The organism is Rhizobium croatiense, assembly GCF_019793465.1.
Taxonomy (GTDB): Bacteria; Pseudomonadota; Alphaproteobacteria; order Rhizobiales; family Rhizobiaceae; genus Rhizobium; species Rhizobium croatiense.
Genome location: NZ_JAILYJ010000011.1, coordinates 49,683 through 65,496, shown reverse-complemented (window position 1 = coordinate 65,496; position 15,814 = coordinate 49,683). Strand labels below are relative to the sequence as shown.

Here is a 15,814-nt window from a genome sequence, read left to right as displayed (position 1 = left end):
ATACAGGTCACACCGTTCAGAGGAGGAACGTCATGACACATCGGATAAGGCTCATTCTCGCGGGCGCATCCACGCTTCTGGCGCTGGCAACGGCCAGCCCGTCGCATGCGGATGTCACCCTGTCATTCCTGATCGACAACAGTCCCGATACGGTCGCGGCCGCCGAAGCACTGGTTGCCGCCTATCAGGCCAAGGCGCCTGATGTAACGATCGAAATCGAACAGCGGCCGGGTGGCGGTGAAGGGGACAACATCGTCAAGACGCGTCTGGCGACCGGCGAGATGCCAGACGTGTTCCTCTATAATTCCGGCTCGCTTCTCCAGGCGCTGAAGCCTGCTCAGACGCTTGTTGACCTCAGCGGCCTTCCCTCGCAGGCAAAGGTGGATGACGGTTTCAAATCCGTCGTCCGCGCCGGCGACAAGCTTTACGGCGTTCCCTTCGGCACAGCCATGGCGGGCGGGATTCTCTATAACAGAAAGATCTATCAGGACCTCGGCCTCGCCGTTCCAAAAACATGGGCGGACTTCATGGCGAACAACGAAAAGGTCAAGGCTGCGGGCAAGGTCGCCGTCGCGCAGACTTATCGCGACACCTGGACCTCGCAGCTCTTCGTTCTGGCCGATTATTACAATCTGCATGCCGCCGTGCCGCATTTCGCCGCCGACTATACCGCCAACAAGGCGAAATATGCCGAGACGCCGGCGGCCATGAAAGGCTTCGAGCGATTGAAGGATGTTCACGACGCCGGCCTGATGAACGAGGACTTCGGCGCGGCAAGCTATGACGACGGCCTGAGAATGGTCGCGACCGGCGAGGCGGCGCATTACCCGATGCTGAGCTTCGCAGTCGGCGTGCTCAAGCAGAACTATCCGGAAAACCTCGGCGATGTCGGTTTCTTTGCGCAGCCGAGCGACGACGCCGCTGTGAATGGCCTGACGGTGTGGATGCCGCCTGCCCTCTATATTCCCGCCGCCAGCCAGCATATCGAAGAAGCGAAGAATTTCGTTGATTTCGCCGGGGGCATCGAGGGCTGCAAGATCATGGTCGAGACCAACACGGTTCAGGGTCCTTCGCTGGTCGATGGCTGCGGTCTGCCTGCCGATGTGCCCCCTGTCGTCAAGGACATGCTCCCCTACTTCGAGACCGAGGGCAAAACGACGCCGGCGCTGGAATTCGTTTCGCCGGTCAAAGGGCCGTCACTCGAGCAGATCACCGTCGAAGTCGGCTCCGGCATCCGCCAGCCCGCCGACGCGGCGAAACTCTATGACGACGATGTGCGCAAACAGGCCAAGCAGCTCGGTCTGCCCAACTGGTAGCGGTCTTTCGGGCCATTTAACCTCGCGCCTGATGGGGCGAGGTTCCACCCGATCGAAGAGGTAGTCATGACCGAGACACGCTCCCGCTCGCGCAAGTCGCCCTACCCGCTGTGGTTTTTCATTCCGGCTGCCATCATATACGGCGTGCTGTTTCTGGTTCCCACGGTCTCGTCTCTCTGGTTCAGCCTGACGCGCTGGGATCTTTCGACGGCAGAATTCATCGGGCTCGAAAATTTTGAGCAGTTCTTCTCCGAGCCGTTCCTGATCAAGGGACTGATCAACACGTTGATCTATGCCGTGACGACATCCGGGCTGAAGACGGTCTGCGGGCTGCTGCTGGCCGTGCTGCTGACCGGCAATATCTTCGCCCGCGGCTTCCTAAGAACCCTGGTCTTCTTCCCTGTCCTGGTGTCGACGATCGGCATCGGCATTACCTTCGCGGTGATGATGCATCCAACGAAGGGCATCATCAACGTCACGCTCGAGACGCTCGGCATTCCTGGACCGGGATGGCTGACCAATCCGGCGCTCGCCCTGTTTTCGGTAGCCCTGGTCGACCTATGGAAGGGTGTCGGCCTTGCTACCCTGATCTTCATCGCCGGTCTGGCCGCAATCAGCCCCGATTACTACGAGGCGGCAAGAATCGACGGAGCGACGCGCCTGCAGCAATTTTTCCGGGTCACCCTGCCGCTTGTGCGCCCAGCCACCATTACGGTGGTGACATTGTCGCTGATCGGCGGCCTTCGCTCGTTCGACCTGATTTGGGCGATGACCCGCGGCGGACCTGGTTTCTCCTCCGACGTGATCGCCTCGGTCATTTACAAGCAATATCAGGCAGGCTTCTACGGTCTGTCGACCGCCGGCAACGTCATACTGTTCGCGCTGATTGCCGCAATCATCCTGCCGCTCACTTTATGGTTCAACCGGCGCGGGGTCGAAGAATGAGAAGCATCCGTCCCTATATGACCGGCGCGATATCGCTTGCCGTTGCCGCGGTCATCTTCGTCATGCCTTTCGTTTTCGTCGCTCTGCAGGCGGTGAAATCGAAATCCGAAGCGTCCCGTCTCGATTTCGAGTTGCCGGAGCGATGGTTGCTCTGGGACAATCTCGTGGCCGTCTTCAAGGCGCGCGATTATCAGCTTGTGCTCGCCTATTTCAATTCGACGCTCATCACCGTCGCTTCCGTCACGATCCTCATCCTGCTGTCGGCGATGGTAGGCTATGTGATGCAGCGCCGCAGGACCGCCTGGAACAAGGTCGCATCCGTTGCCCTCTTCATGGGCCTGATGATGCCGCCGGCCGTGGTTCCGACGATCGGCCTGCTGCAGGAGATCGGCCTCTTCAAGACCATGACAGGGATGATCCTGATCCAGGTCGCCTATAACCTCTCCTTTTCGGTATTGCTCTACCGCTCGTTCATCTCGACCATCCCGCGCGATCTCGATGAGGCGGCGCTGATCGACGGCGCCAAACCCCGGCAGATCTTCTTCCGGGTGGTCTTGCCGCTTCTGAAGCCGGTGACCGTGACCAATATCGTCGTGCAATCGATCGCGATCTTCAATGATTTCACCAACCCGCTCTACTACTTGCCGGGCAAGGAGAACGTGACGGTGCAGCTGACGCTCTATAATTTCCAGAGCATGTATTCGAGCCAGTACAATCTCCTCTTCATGAACATCCTCCTCGTGACGATCCCGCCGCTGATCGTCTTCATCTTCTTCAACCGGCAGATCGTCGCGGGCATGACATCAGGCGCAGTCAAAGGGTAGCAGAATGGCTGAACTCACACTCAAACAGGTTCGCAAGAGCTTCGGCGCCCTTGAAGTCATCAAAGGTATCGATCTGGAGGTGGCCTCCGGCGAATTCGTCGTATTCGTCGGCCCGTCGGGATGCGGAAAATCGACGCTGCTGCGCATCATCGCCGGCCTGGAGGAGACGACATCAGGCATGCTGACCATCGGCGGCAAGGACGTGACCTATGCCGAACCCTCCGAGCGAGGCATCGCCATGGTGTTCCAGAGCTATGCGCTCTACCCGCATATGACAGTTGCCGAGAATATCGGCTTCGGCCTTTCACTCGCCCGCCGTCCAAAGGCGGAAATTGCCGCCAAAGTCGCGGCGACTGCGGAAACGCTGCAGCTCACCCCGTTGCTGGAGAGAAAGCCGAAAGCGCTCTCCGGCGGCCAGAGGCAGCGCGTTGCGATCGGCCGGGCGATCATCCGCGATCCCAGGGTCTTCCTGTTCGACGAGCCGCTTTCCAATCTGGACGCGTCGCTCAGAGCCCAGATGCGCCTGGAGATCGCCGACCTCCACGCCCGGCTGAAATCGACAATGATCTATGTCACCCACGACCAGGTCGAAGCCATGACGATGGCTGACAAGATCGTCGTGCTGAACGGCGGTTCGGTCGAGCAGGTCGGCAGTCCGATGGAGCTCTATCGCAATCCGGCGACCCCCTTCGTCGCCGGCTTCATCGGCAGCCCGAAGATGAACCTCTATGGCGGCGAGACGGCGCGGCGACTGAATTGCACGACCTACGGCATAAGGCCGGAACATATCCGGCTTTCGGAAAATGCCGGGCAATGGCAGGGCAGTGTCCGCCACATCGAAAGGCTCGGCGCCGATGCAATCCTCTACCTCGACGTTCCCGACCTCGGTGAGATGGTCGTGCGCGCCGAAGGCGAGACGCCGTTTGCGCCTGGTATGATGGTCTGGGCAAATCCGGTCGAGGGAGCGGAGCATCGGTTTTGAAGGTTGACGAAGATAGTCCGCGTCACGGCTGCTTGCGTGAGAGAGCCGCCAAGTCCTCTTTGAGCCGGACAGGCAGATTCATCCGTTCGTGAAGAATGCTCATGACACCGAGTTCACCATTCTCGAGCTCGCGAAAGAACACATAGTGATGCTCGTAGCGACCGAAATAGGCCGGGATGCATCGCCCAATGGCGGCGCCGGATCGATGATCGTGACCCGATGCCCCATTCTCTGTAGCCAGAGGGCCGAGCAGAGGCCGACCAGTCCCGGGCCGACAACCGCCACATGCCGACGCTCGGCGTCGGGCAAAGGTTGAAGCGCGGGGAGCGGCCTATTCATGCTAGACTAGGCCGGCGAGAGCGCGGGGGCGATCGTTCAGCGTGGCGGCAATGATGCGCAGCGCCGTTGCAAGTTCGTCCCGCGACGATGCGCAGCCGACATTGACGCGAACGGCATGCTCGACCGGCTGGCGGTCACAGGCAAAGGCGGTGGCGGCCATGACGGCAACGCCATGGGCGCGCAGATTGGCGGCAAAATCCTCGCACCGCCATGGCGCCGGCAGCCTCAGCCATAAAAACATGCAGCGCGGATCGGCGGAGAAGGAATGGCCGGCAAGGATTGTCGTGACGATCGCATGGCGCGCGCGCAGCTCCGTAAGCTGGGCCTTCAGGATCGCTTCGGCCGTGCCGTCCTCCAGCCAGCGGGTCGCTAGCAGCAGCGGCAGTGGAGAGGGCATCCAGGCGGTCGTGCGAACCGCCTCGGCGGATAGCAGCGCACGGCCGGGCGGGCAGGAGAGATAGCCGACGCGCAGACCCGGCGCCAGCGCCTTGGAGAGCGCCGATATATGGTAGGTTCTGGTCGGCGCAAGCGTGATCAGGGCGCTTGCCCGGGTCCCGAGCATCGGTCCATAGACATCGTCCTCGATGATGACGAGATCGTGCTTTTCCGCGACGTCGACCAGTTCGCGCCGGCGAGTCTCGCTCATGGTGACGACGGTCGGATTGTGCATCGAAGGAACCGTGAAGACGGCGCGCACGCTTTCCCGGCCGCAGATATCGTCCAGCTCCACCGCCGACATGCCCTGATCGTCACTTCCGATGCCGATGATGCGGAAGCGGAACATCTGGGCAAGGGCGATCAGGCCATAATAGGTCAGCCGATCGCAGACGATGGTGTCGCCGGGCTCTATCAGGCTGCTGATCACCGCCAGCAAAGCATGCTGGGCGCCGCTGGTGACGACGATATCGTCTTCGGACGGATCGAAGCCGTTCAGCGATATCCATTTTCTCGCAGCATGGCGCGCCCAGGCCGGGCCTTCCGGCGGCTGGTATTCCTGCATCTGGCGAAAGCGCCGGTCGGATGACAGGTCAGGCAAAGACTCCGCCAAGCGCTGCTGGAAGTCATCGACGGCCGGCCGGTTGACCGTCAGGTCTATGATACCGGCCGGGCTCGCTGCCCGGTCAACCCGTGGCATGACGCCGTCGCCCATGACGATCGTGCCGCGCCGGGTGCTGCCCATCACAAGGTTGAGGTTCTGCAATTCGCGGTAGGCGCGCGTGACTGTGGAGACGTTGAGCGACCGCTCCCGCGCGAGGTCGCGCTGCGGAGGGAGCTGGCTGCCGGGGGGCAAGGCGCCCGAGCGGATCCTCGCCTCAAGCTCACTTGCGAGCTCCAGATAGGCCGGTATCCGCGTTTTCCGCTCCTGATTTGTCCGGTTCACTTCCGTTCTTTCAGACATACAATTCCTGTAACAGCGGTATGAATTCCATAAGCCGGACGCGCGCCCAATCCCCGCGGCGCCACGATTCAGCTTGCTTTCCTGCGACATAGCACGCTTTTCCAGTGTTTTCGAGACCTTGCCGCTGCCGCCACACAAAATTATTTGTGTGGCTTGACAAGCCGAAGTAGACCGGGACAATATAGCCCAGCATCGAGACAAAGAGGTAGGGACCCGCCGATGCAAACAGGAGGTATTCATGAGCGAGCGCTTCATTGCTTTCGAAGGCGTGCGTAAATCCTACGACGGCGTCAGCTATGTCGTGCGCGGCCTGGACCTCGACGTCGCCAAAGGGGAATTTCTGACCCTTCTCGGTCCGTCCGGATCCGGCAAGACCACGACGCTGATGATGCTGGCCGGCTTCGAGGCGCCGACCGACGGGACGATCACCCTTGCCGACAACAGGATCGACAGCGTTCCGCCGCATCGCCGCAATATCGGTGTGGTCTTCCAGAATTACGCGCTCTTCCCGCATATGACCGTCGGCGAGAACGTCGCCTTCCCGTTGAAAATGCGCCGGCTCGGCAAGGCGGAGATCACCGAGCGGGTGCGCCGCGCGCTCGACATGGTGCGCATGGCGAGCTTCGAAACGCGGCGACCCAACCAGCTTTCCGGCGGACAGCAGCAGCGCATCGCGCTCGCCCGGGCTCTGGTCTTCGAGCCGCAGCTCGTGCTGATGGACGAGCCGCTCGGTGCGCTCGACAAGCAGCTTCGCGAACATATGCAGCTCGAGATCAAGCACCTGCATGCCCGCCTCGGCGTCAACGTCGTCTACGTCACCCACGACCAGAGCGAGGCTCTGACCATGTCGGATCGGGTCGGCGTGTTCAATGACGGCATCCTGCAGCAGATCGCACCGCCGCATGCGCTCTACGAGACGCCGGCAAACCCCTTCGTCGCAACCTTCATCGGCGAAAACAATGCGATATCGGGCGAAGTCGTCGCGATCGAAAATGCGGTCTGCCGAATTCGCGCCCCCGATGGTTCGATCATCACCGGCCATGCCGGAGAGGGATTGAAGGAAGGCGCGCGGGCAACGCTGGTCTTGCGGCCCGAGCGGATTCAGCTGGCGCCCGCAACCGAGATTCCCAATCGGTTCACCGCGACGCTCAAGGAAATCATCTATCACGGCGACCATGTCAGGTTGCGCGTCTCGGCCTGCGGCTGTGATGACATCTTCATCAAAGTCGCCGCGGCTCAGGACATTCCGGTTCAATCGCTAGGCTCCACTGCCGTCATCGGCTGGGCGTCGGAGGATTGCCGGGCGCTCGCACTCTCCTGACCTCATTCTTTCGTAAACGCAGCAAAAAAGGGGAACCACCATGATGCGTTTAAACTGCATGCTTCTCAGTTCCATCATCGCTCTTGCGACCGCCGGAGCCGCATTTGCCGAGGAAACGCTGACCGTCACATCCTGGGGCGGCGCCTATACGAAGAGCCAGGAGGAGGCCTTTTTCAAACCCTTCGCCAAGGAGACCGGCACCAAGATCCTCCAGGATGAATGGGACGGCTCGACCGCCAAGCTGAAGGGCATGGTCGAAACCGGCCAGGTGACCTGGGATGTCGTCGATGTCGAACCCAGCCATGCGCTGCAGGGCTGCGACGAAGGCTGGCTGGAAACGATCGACTATTCGAAGCTCGGCGGCAAGGACGCCTTCATCGACGGTGCGGCGATGGATTGCGCGGTCGCGACGATCGTCTTCGGCACCGTCTATGCCTATGATGCCGCCAAATTCCCGAATGGCGGGCCGACGACGATGGCCGATCTGTTCGATACGACCAAGTTCCCCGGGCCGCGCGCCTTGCGCAAGTCGCCGAAGACTACCTTGGAATTCGCCCTGATTGCCGACGGCGTCAAACCCGCCGAGGTCTATAACGTGCTCGGGACGCCGGAGGGCGTCGACCGCGCCTTCAAGAAGCTCGACACGATCAAGAAGGATGTGAAGGTATGGTGGACGGCAGGCGCGCAGCCGCCGCAGCTTCTCGCCGACGGCGAAGTCGTGATGACCACCGCATGGAACGGCCGCATCTACGATGCCGTCAAGAACAGCGGCAAGAACTTCAAGATCGTCTGGGACGGCCAGGGAATGGACTTCAATCTCTGGGCCGAGCCGAAAGGTTTGAAGAACAAGGAACTGGCGGACAAATTCGTCGCCTTCACCGTCAATCCCGACGTGATGGCGCAGCAGTCCAAATATATCTCCTATGGCCCGACCCTGAAAGCGGCCATCGCGAAGGTGCCGGCGGATATTCTCGTCGATCTGCCGACCGCGCCGGACAATACGAAGAACGCATTTGTCGTCTCCTCCGAGTTCTGGGCCGATCATGATGAGGAGTTGACCGAACGCTTCAACAAGTGGCTCGCACAGTAACCTCCTCGGGCGGACGGGTGTCCCCCGGCTTCGTCCGCCCCTTTCTCTACCGCAGGAAGGCATGAGCGATGGTGATCGCGACAATGAATGAAGGCGATGGCTCTGTGATTGCCGCCCGCACGCGGGTGAATAGCCTCGGCAATGCGAAAAGCAAGGCGCAGCTGAGAGCCCTGCTGCTGATCGCACCTCTGCTGGTCTTCCTGCTGCTCGTCTTCGTCCTCCCAATCGCCCTGTTGTTGACGCGCGCCGTCGACAACAGGGCGGCTTCCGCCGCCCTGCCCTATACGATGTCGGCGCTTTCCACCTGGGATGGAGGGTCCGCGCCGGACGAAGCACTATTTGCCGCCTTCGCCGCCGATCTGAAACAATCGCCCCGCGATCAGATCGCCGAGGTGGCCAAACGTCTCAATTATTACGAGACGGGCATGCGCTCGATGCTCTTGAAAACCGCGCGTACCATCCGCAACGCCGAGCCGCCCTACAAGGCCGCCTTCATCGCCATCGATCCCAAGTGGGAGGGCCCGCATTACTGGACGATCATCAAGAATGCCTCACCGCCCTTCACCGACTACTACCTGCTCGCCTCGCTTGATCTCGAGCACGATGCCTCGGGCGCGATCGGCAGGGTCTCGGCCGAGAATGCCGTGCATGTCGATGTGCTGATCCGCACCTTCGTCGCCAGCGCGTCGGTGACCGTGATCTGCCTGTTCCTCGGCTATCCCCTCGCCGCCCTGATCGCCCGCTCGAAAGGCGCCGTTGCCAATACGCTGCTGATCCTGGTGCTGCTGCCGTTCTGGACCTCGGTTCTGGTGCGCACCAGCGCCTGGGTCGTGCTGCTGCAGGGGCGTGGCGTGATCAATTCGGCGCTCATCTGGCTGGGCCTGATCGACCCCGCGCATCCCCTCGACCTGATCTACAATCGCATCGGCGTCCTGATCGCCATGACCCATATTCTGCTGCCCTTCATGGTGCTGCCGATCTACAGCGTCATGAAGAGCATACCGCCGGTCTACGTGAGGGCCGCCTCGTCGCTCGGCGCGCCGCCCATGTCGGCCTTCTTTCGCATCTACCTGCCGATGAGTATGCCGGGTGTGAGTGCCGGCGGCCTGCTCGTCTTCATCCTGGCGCTCGGCTACTACATCACGCCGGCGCTGGTCGGCGGGCCGGGGGACCAGATGGTGAGCTATTTCATCGCATATTATTCCAATCAGGTCACCAATTGGGGCATGGCGGCGGCTTTGAGCACGATCCTGCTGGTGGCGGTGCTGATCCTTTATGCCGTCTACAATCGCATTGTCGGTATCGACAGGCTGAGGATAGGCTGATGACAAATTTCCTTTCTTTCCCGCGGCTGTTTTCGATCCTGTTGTGGCTGGCTGGCGGCCTCGTGATCCTGTTCCTGATCGCACCGATCGTGGCGATCGTGCCGCTCTCCTTCAATGGCGAGCCGTTCTTCACCTATCCGATGCCCGGCCTGTCGCTCCGCTGGTATCGCGAATTCTTCGATTCCAACGTCTGGCAGCTGGCGCTGAAAAACAGCATCATTGTCGCCGTCTGCGCCACTGTCCTGTCGACCTTTCTCGGCACGCTTGCCGCGATCGGCCTCAGCCGGCCCTCCTGCCCGGCGCGGGCAACGCTGACCGCCATTCTGATTTCGCCGATGATCGTGCCGGTCATCGTTTCGGCGGTCGGCATCTATTATGCCTTCGCGGCCGTCGGGCTGCTCAACAGCCTGACCGGGCTGGTGCTGGCGCATACGGCAATCGGCGCCCCCTTCGTAGTGATCACCGTGACCGCCACGCTCGCAAGCTTCGATCACAATCTGATGCGGGCGGCATCCAGTCTTGGCGCAGCTCCGGTCGAAGCGACGTTGCGCATCATGCTGCCGGTCATCGCGCCGGGAGTGGCGTCCGGCGCGCTCTTCGCCTTCGTGACGTCGTTCGACGAAGTGGTGATCGCACTCTTCATCGCCGGTTCCGAAGAACGCACGCTGCCGCGCCAGATGTGGAGCGGCGTGCGTGAAACGCTGAGCCCGACGATCGCCGCTGTCGCCACGCTCCTCATCTTGTTTTCGACGCTGTTCCTCGCCACGATCCAATGGCTGCAGCGACGTGCGGAACGCCAAAAGATTGCGCACGGGGATTGATGAAGGAGGCGAACATGCAGATCGAACGTTACGAGACCGGAAAACGGATGAGCCAGGCCGTGACCTATGGCGGCTTCGTCTTCCTCGCAGGCCAGGTCGCAGTCGACGCGCCCGGCGCGTCCATCCGAGAGCAGACGACCGATATCCTGACACGGATCACTCGACTCCTGGACGGCGTGGGCAGCAATCCGACACGAATCCTCGGCGCGACGATCTGGCTTGCGGACATGTCGACATTCGAAGACATGAATGCCGTCTGGGACGACTGGGTGCCATCCGGCCATGCGCCGGCGCGCGCCACCGTCGAGGCAAGACTTGCCGCGCCCCAATATTCCGTGGAAATCGGCATTATCGCAGCAGTCGGCAATTGAACGCGGGGCCTTGCCGGAAGCGCCTGCCACGCAGTTCATATCGAATGCCCCAAAGGGACGAGCGCGAAAGGCAAGCCACGATGGCCAACCGTCTTCGGATAATTTGGTCCGCATGCTCGACGAAGACCATGAGTTGCAAAGCCGTGACACTCGCTAACAACCCTCGAAAGGGGCCGCCAGCAACTTGCCTTTGTATCATTTAGTCTTTAAGGACGCCCCAATTTCCAAGGCGTAGGGACTGTACCGGCATGTCGCATCACCAGAGCAAAACATCCGAGCTTGGCGTCACGGCCGGCGATCTCGATCGCTATTTCACATTTCTCCGCCACGTTCTCGTCAATGCCGCCGCCTCGCGACCGGCTGACGAAAGCCTGGATTATGCAACTGCGGTGAGCGAGGCCATGCAACTCGCCCGTGCCACCCATGACGCCGGCCGGAAGATCATCTTCATCGGCAACGGCGGCAGTGCCGCCATTGCCAGCCATATGGCGACCGACTACTCCAAAAATGGCGGACTTCGCGCCATGGCGATGAACGACGGCGCAACGCTGACCTGCCTCTCGAACGACCTCGGCTATGAGAACGTCTTCGCAAAGCAGATTGAAATGCATGCGAATGAAGGAGATCTGCTGATCGCGATTAGCAGTTCAGGCCGATCGGAAAGCATTACCAAGGCCGTCCGCACCGCCCGCGAAAAAGGTGGCGCCGTCATCACGTTGAGCGGCTTCGCGCCGGGCAACCCATTGCGCGCGCTCGGTGATCTGAATTTCTACGTTGCTTCCGATCAATATGGCTACGTGGAGATTGCCCATCTCGCGATCTGCCACGCCATATTGGATTTTTCCTGCGGCCTCGTCCCGCCCAGCCTTTCCTAAGAGCCGTATCACGCGCATGAATTTCTCCCACACCCACGATCCGGAATTGACGCTTCTGACGCCAGACGACGACGTCGCCGACCCGGAAGTAACCATCCTCGTTCCCTCGCTCAACGAGGAATTGACGATCGGAACCTTCGTCGATTGGTGCCGTCAGGGCATTGCGGCAAGCGGTGCGGCGGTGGAAATCCTCATCGTCGACAGTTCGACCGATCGCACGCCGGAAATCGCGCGTGAGAGGGGTGCGCGCGTGTTGCGGACGCCGAAGCGCGGCCTGGGCCGGGCCTACATCGATGCCATTCCCTTCGTCCGCGGCAAGTTCATCATCATGGGCGATGCGGACTGCACCTATGATTTTCGTCAGATCGCGCCGTTTATCGAAGCCTTCCGGAAAGGCTATGACTTCGTGATGGGCTCGCGGTTCAAGGGCTCGATCGAAGCCAATGCAATGCCGCCGCTGCATCGCTATTTCGGAACGCCACTGACGACGTGGATTCTCAATCGGATGTTCGCCAGCCGTTTTTCCGACATCCACTGCGGCATGCGGGGCATCAGCGTCGATGCCCTGCTTCGCATGGACCTTCGTTCGCAAGGGTGGGAATACGCCTCGGAAATGGTGCTGAAGTCCGTGCATATGGAGCTTCCCACCACCGAGGTGCCGATCCACTTCCTCAAGGATCCGGAAGGACGCCTCAGCCACATGAAGCGGCGCGGCTGGATGGAACCGTGGCGCGCCGGCTGGCGCAATCTGCAGGCCATGTTCGTCTATGGGTTCGATTTCTTTCTCATCTGGCCGGGTCTCCTGCTTCTCGCCCTCGGCCTGATCATGATGCTGCCGTTGCTTGCCGGCCCCATGTCCATCGGCGGTGTGCGGTTCTCGTCCAACGCCATGCTGTTTGCCATGGCTATGGCCGTCCTTGGTCAATCAATGCTGGTTTCGGCGGCGATCGGTCGAGTGATTTTCGACTATTCGGGACATGTGCAGCCCCGTTTCGAGCGGCTCCTGCCTTACAATGCAACGATCTGGGGATCGGTTATCGCCGTTCTGGCAGGCGCATTGTTGGCGGTTCCGCTGTTCGATTCCTATGTCGGCAACGGATACGTGCTGCCTGAGATCGGCATCGAAACAAACTGGGCCGTCTTCGGGCTTTGGCTTATCATCACGGCGTTCCAGATCTTTATATCAGGCCTCATGGTACGAGCTCTCGGCGTTATGTTGCCGGTCAAGAAAGCTGCGCCGCCTCTCGCGGGATAAGAGCCATGAAAGGGCGATCATGATCCTAGGCTGGTGCACGGTTCTTTCCATAGTCTTATGGGGCCTCGTGATCGACCGAGGCATCGTTACCCGGCTCAACCGACATTGCGATCAACCCTTTCGAGATGGCGCCGATTTCCTATTCAGCGGTATTCTGCCGGCTCTGGCGATATCAGGCGGCGCGGCTACCGTCCTTGGCGCATTTCATGGGCTGCGATGGGAAATCGTTCTTCCTGTCGTCGTGATCTCGATGATCTGGCGGCGGCGCGATCTCGTCGCCGTTCTCCGCGACCTGGGTTCGCTGCTTCGTAAAATTGCCGCTCAAACGAAAAGCGGAAATCCGTTGCCGGCGCTTGCGGCCTTCACATGCATCATACTCTGCTATGTCTCGAGCGTTCTGGCCCTATTTCCGTCCGGTATCGCCGACGTGTGGGTTTTCCACATTCCGCTAGCGACCAGTATCATCGAGCACGCCGGTTTTGTGTCGCCGCAGATCGACCATCCCTTCTACGGCAATATTCCGCTCTTCTTCAATTTGCTGTTTGCGCTCGTCATGATGGTCAGCGGTCACTGGACCGGCGCCTCCGTCATGAATATCGCGATTTTCTTCGCATTTCTGTTTCTGCTTTCAAGTTGCGCCAGCCGTTGGCGGGCATGCGGTTTTTTCCTGGTGGCCGCTCTGATCCTCAGCATCCCCTTCTTCAGAGGGAGCGTCGGCGAACCGATGACGGATCTGGCCCGGTCGTGTTTCTCGGTCGCAGCCGTGCTTTTCCTGTGGCGTTATCTGGAAACTCGGCGCCCGGCGGAGCTTTTCCATTGTGCGCTCGTGTTGGGGGGAGCGGTCGGCGGAAAATATACCGAACTGCAAATGGTTGGCCTCATAGGGCTGGCATTGCTGCCGATGCTCCTCAAGGGACGGGTATCGCTGCCGCTCTTTCTGTCATGCCTCTGGGCATTCCTCGCAGTCGCGGGCTACTGGTATGCGAGAAACCTGATCGTCCTCGGCAATCCGATCTATCCCTTTATGTTCGGTCATCCGGGCCTCACCGACGCTTGGATGGCGGATTACATGCTCGAATTGGGCCGGGCTTTCGATCCCGCCAACCGGCATTTCGTGACGAACCTCGCAACGCTGCAAGGCTGGCGCGATTTCCTCCATATTCTTTACCAGTGGTTTCTCGATAGTAAGCCGAATGCTTTCGTCGCTCTCGCTTTGATACTGGCCGGCCTGGCAGTGGCTTTCCGGCGCATCGCATTCCTCGCAGCGATCACCGTTGCCATGTTTGTGATATGGTACACCGTTATGTTCAATCACATCAGGTGGGCGACGCCAGCCTATCTGCTCTTCTTTTCGACCGGGTTTATCGGCGCCTCGTTGGTTCGCGAACGGCTGGATCAATGGCTCGACCGACGGGTACTGCCGCAGGTCGCCCCCCTTGCGAAAATTGCCTCTTCGCCGGCATCTATGGTCGCCAGCCCGGTGGCCATCGGCTTGCTGGCCGGGGGACTCTGGGTTTCCCACTGGCACCGGATGGGCGGCACCGACATCGATCCCGTCAAGGCGAAAGAGCTCGACGTCGTGCTGGGGATGATCAGCGTCGACGCCTACATGGAGAGCCATCGCGAAGCCTATTTTATGTACCGCTATATCGCAGATCACGATCTGCGAACCGTTTTTCAACCCTTCGATACGGCCAATACATTATTGTCGACGGCTTATAACGACGGCCGCGATGGCGGCTGGCAGTTGCCGCGCTACGTGCTGCCCGCACCGGGTTCGGATATCGATGCTTTCATCAGGGACAATCATATAGGCTACTTCATCGTTCCGCCCGATGCCGGCAGCGCCTTCCTCGCCGAACGCATCGGAGAAGACAAAATAGCGGTGGCCAACAGCGTCATAGCCCGCATGATGCCCCGTGCCTCGCTGATATTGACGGATCGGTTCGGCTGGAAGCTCTACCGTTTCGACGCGGATCGGGCATCGTGACCACTCCGTCCTCCCGCGCATTGCTTCGCATCGGCATCCCGGTTCTGAAAGTGGCCGTCGCGCTTGGTCTCGTCCTGTGGATCGCGCTTAAGGTCGATTTCACGGAAGGCTGGGCGGCGGTCCGGACCCTGTCGGCGACGACCATCTGCGTCAGCGTCTTCCTTCTACTTTTGCAGGCCCTGCTTTCGGCGTGGCGGTGGTGCCTTCTATCGGAGATGATCGGGCAGAGGCTGAAAATATCAGGCGCCATGAAACTTTTCATGCAAAGCCTCTTTTACAATCAGGCTCTTCCAAGTCCCATTCCAGGCGATGCCGCGCGCATATTCGGCGCCCTCAGATACGGCTTGACGATCAAGGAAGCCACGCTTGGCGTCGTCATGGACCGTATCCTCACGCTCTTCGGGCTGGCGGTCGTTGCGCTGATCGGACTGATCATCATGCGGGCCTTTTACGGGCACGACTTCCCAATCCCCTATCTCACCGAACTGACGGCCCTCGGCGTCGCGGGAACCATCGCATCGGCTCTGGTGTTCAGCTGGCGTCGCCATCTCTTCGTTCGGCTTCTTCCGGAAAAGCTGCACGCGCTGAGCGAGGCGCTGGGGGCTTTTCTCGCCCACCGCAGAATGCTCGGAATATTTCTATTGACCCTCGTCATCCACGGCTTGGGTGTCGTCTCGCTTGAGATCCTCGTTTTCGGTCTTGGTCTCCCGCTCGATTGGGGTCAGGCTGCAGCCGCTTTCCCGCCAGTGCTGTTGATCGCCATGGTTCCCATTTCCGTTGGCGGATGGGGCCTGCGCGAAGGCGGCATGATCATGTCGCTTGCCGTGTTCGGCATCGGCACGACGGACGCCGCGACGCTATCGGTGGTTTTCGGCCTGTTGCAGCTTGTGGTCGGCTTGGCCGGTGGTGTATTCGTCCTTTCGCGTCCTCATTCGGGAAAGATCAAAGCGCTCTGACGAGC

General features: G+C 60.5%; 14 protein-coding genes and 2 pseudogenes. 13 read left to right on the top strand and 3 right to left on the bottom strand.

Features of this window, described 5'->3' with window-relative positions; translation table 11 throughout:
- Positions 1–32: 32 nt before the first annotated feature.
- From K6M89_RS18585 to K6M89_RS18570, 4 genes are all read left to right on the top strand, one after another.
- A complete protein-coding gene (locus tag K6M89_RS18585) occupies positions 33–1,316 on the top strand; it encodes an ABC transporter substrate-binding protein (protein WP_222140462.1) in 1,284 nt (427 codons plus the stop codon).
- A 66-nt stretch (positions 1,317–1,382) separates the two neighbouring features.
- Positions 1,383–2,261: a carbohydrate ABC transporter permease gene (locus K6M89_RS18580; RefSeq protein ID WP_222140461.1), complete on the top strand. Its 879-nt coding sequence runs from the start codon at positions 1,383–1,385 to the stop codon at positions 2,259–2,261.
- Positions 2,258–3,085: a carbohydrate ABC transporter permease gene (locus K6M89_RS18575; RefSeq protein WP_222140460.1), complete on the top strand. Its 828-nt coding sequence runs from the start codon at positions 2,258–2,260 to the stop codon at positions 3,083–3,085. The genes K6M89_RS18580 and K6M89_RS18575 overlap by 4 nt, the downstream gene beginning before the upstream one ends.
- Before the next feature lie 4 nt (positions 3,086–3,089).
- On the top strand, positions 3,090–4,067 hold the full coding sequence (locus K6M89_RS18570) for an ABC transporter ATP-binding protein (RefSeq protein WP_222140459.1): 978 nt from the start codon (positions 3,090–3,092) through the stop codon (positions 4,065–4,067).
- Positions 4,068–4,089: 22 nt separating this feature from the next.
- Here the strand turns inward: K6M89_RS18570 and K6M89_RS31635 are convergent.
- From K6M89_RS31635 to K6M89_RS18560, 3 genes and pseudogenes are all read right to left on the bottom strand, one after another.
- Positions 4,090–4,239, bottom strand: a pseudogene (locus K6M89_RS31635) (type II toxin-antitoxin system RelE/ParE family toxin); the annotation flags it as partial.
- Positions 4,240–4,241: 2 nt separating this feature from the next.
- Positions 4,242–4,406 (bottom strand): annotated as a pseudogene (locus tag K6M89_RS18565) (FAD-dependent oxidoreductase); the annotation flags it as partial.
- A 1-nt stretch (position 4,407) separates the two neighbouring features.
- Entirely contained in the window at positions 4,408–5,805 is a 1,398-nt protein-coding gene (locus K6M89_RS18560) for an aminotransferase-like domain-containing protein (RefSeq protein ID WP_222140458.1), read from the bottom strand.
- 238 nt (positions 5,806–6,043) lie between these two features.
- Here K6M89_RS18560 and K6M89_RS18555 point away from each other — a divergent pair, with 238 nt between their 5' ends.
- The 9 genes from K6M89_RS18555 to K6M89_RS18515 all read left to right on the top strand — a co-directional run bounded on the left by K6M89_RS18555 (position 6,044) and on the right by K6M89_RS18515 (position 15,809).
- Complete coding sequence (locus K6M89_RS18555; protein WP_222140457.1) at positions 6,044–7,126, top strand: ABC transporter ATP-binding protein; 1,083 nt, start codon at positions 6,044–6,046, stop codon at positions 7,124–7,126.
- A gap of 40 nt (positions 7,127–7,166) precedes the next feature.
- Positions 7,167–8,216 carry an ABC transporter substrate-binding protein gene (locus K6M89_RS18550; protein WP_222140456.1) on the top strand — a complete coding sequence of 350 codons (1,050 nt, stop codon included), beginning with the start codon at positions 7,167–7,169 and terminating at the stop codon, positions 8,214–8,216.
- Positions 8,217–8,284: 68 nt separating this feature from the next.
- Positions 8,285–9,541, top strand: coding sequence for an ABC transporter permease (locus K6M89_RS18545; RefSeq protein WP_222140455.1), 1,257 nt, complete (start codon positions 8,285–8,287; stop codon positions 9,539–9,541).
- On the top strand, positions 9,541–10,362 hold the full coding sequence (locus K6M89_RS18540; protein ID WP_222140454.1) for an ABC transporter permease: 822 nt from the start codon (positions 9,541–9,543) through the stop codon (positions 10,360–10,362). The genes K6M89_RS18545 and K6M89_RS18540 overlap by 1 nt, the downstream gene beginning before the upstream one ends.
- 14 nt (positions 10,363–10,376) lie before the next feature.
- Positions 10,377–10,733 (top strand): RidA family protein, encoded by a 357-nt coding sequence (locus tag K6M89_RS18535; protein ID WP_222140453.1) that lies wholly within the window; start codon positions 10,377–10,379, stop codon positions 10,731–10,733.
- A gap of 248 nt (positions 10,734–10,981) precedes the next feature.
- Positions 10,982–11,608 (top strand): SIS domain-containing protein, encoded by a 627-nt coding sequence (locus K6M89_RS18530; protein WP_010034483.1) that lies wholly within the window; start codon positions 10,982–10,984, stop codon positions 11,606–11,608.
- Positions 11,609–11,624: 16 nt separating this feature from the next.
- Positions 11,625–12,863: a glycosyltransferase family 2 protein gene (locus K6M89_RS18525; protein ID WP_222140452.1), complete on the top strand. Its 1,239-nt coding sequence runs from the start codon at positions 11,625–11,627 to the stop codon at positions 12,861–12,863.
- Positions 12,864–12,882: 19 nt separating this feature from the next.
- Positions 12,883–14,853 (top strand): glycosyltransferase family protein, encoded by a 1,971-nt coding sequence (locus K6M89_RS18520; RefSeq protein WP_222140574.1) that lies wholly within the window; start codon positions 12,883–12,885, stop codon positions 14,851–14,853.
- Positions 14,850–15,809, top strand: coding sequence for a lysylphosphatidylglycerol synthase transmembrane domain-containing protein (locus K6M89_RS18515; protein ID WP_222140451.1), 960 nt, complete (start codon positions 14,850–14,852; stop codon positions 15,807–15,809). Before K6M89_RS18520 ends, K6M89_RS18515 begins: the two co-directional genes overlap by 4 nt.
- Positions 15,810–15,814 lie beyond the last annotated feature (5 nt).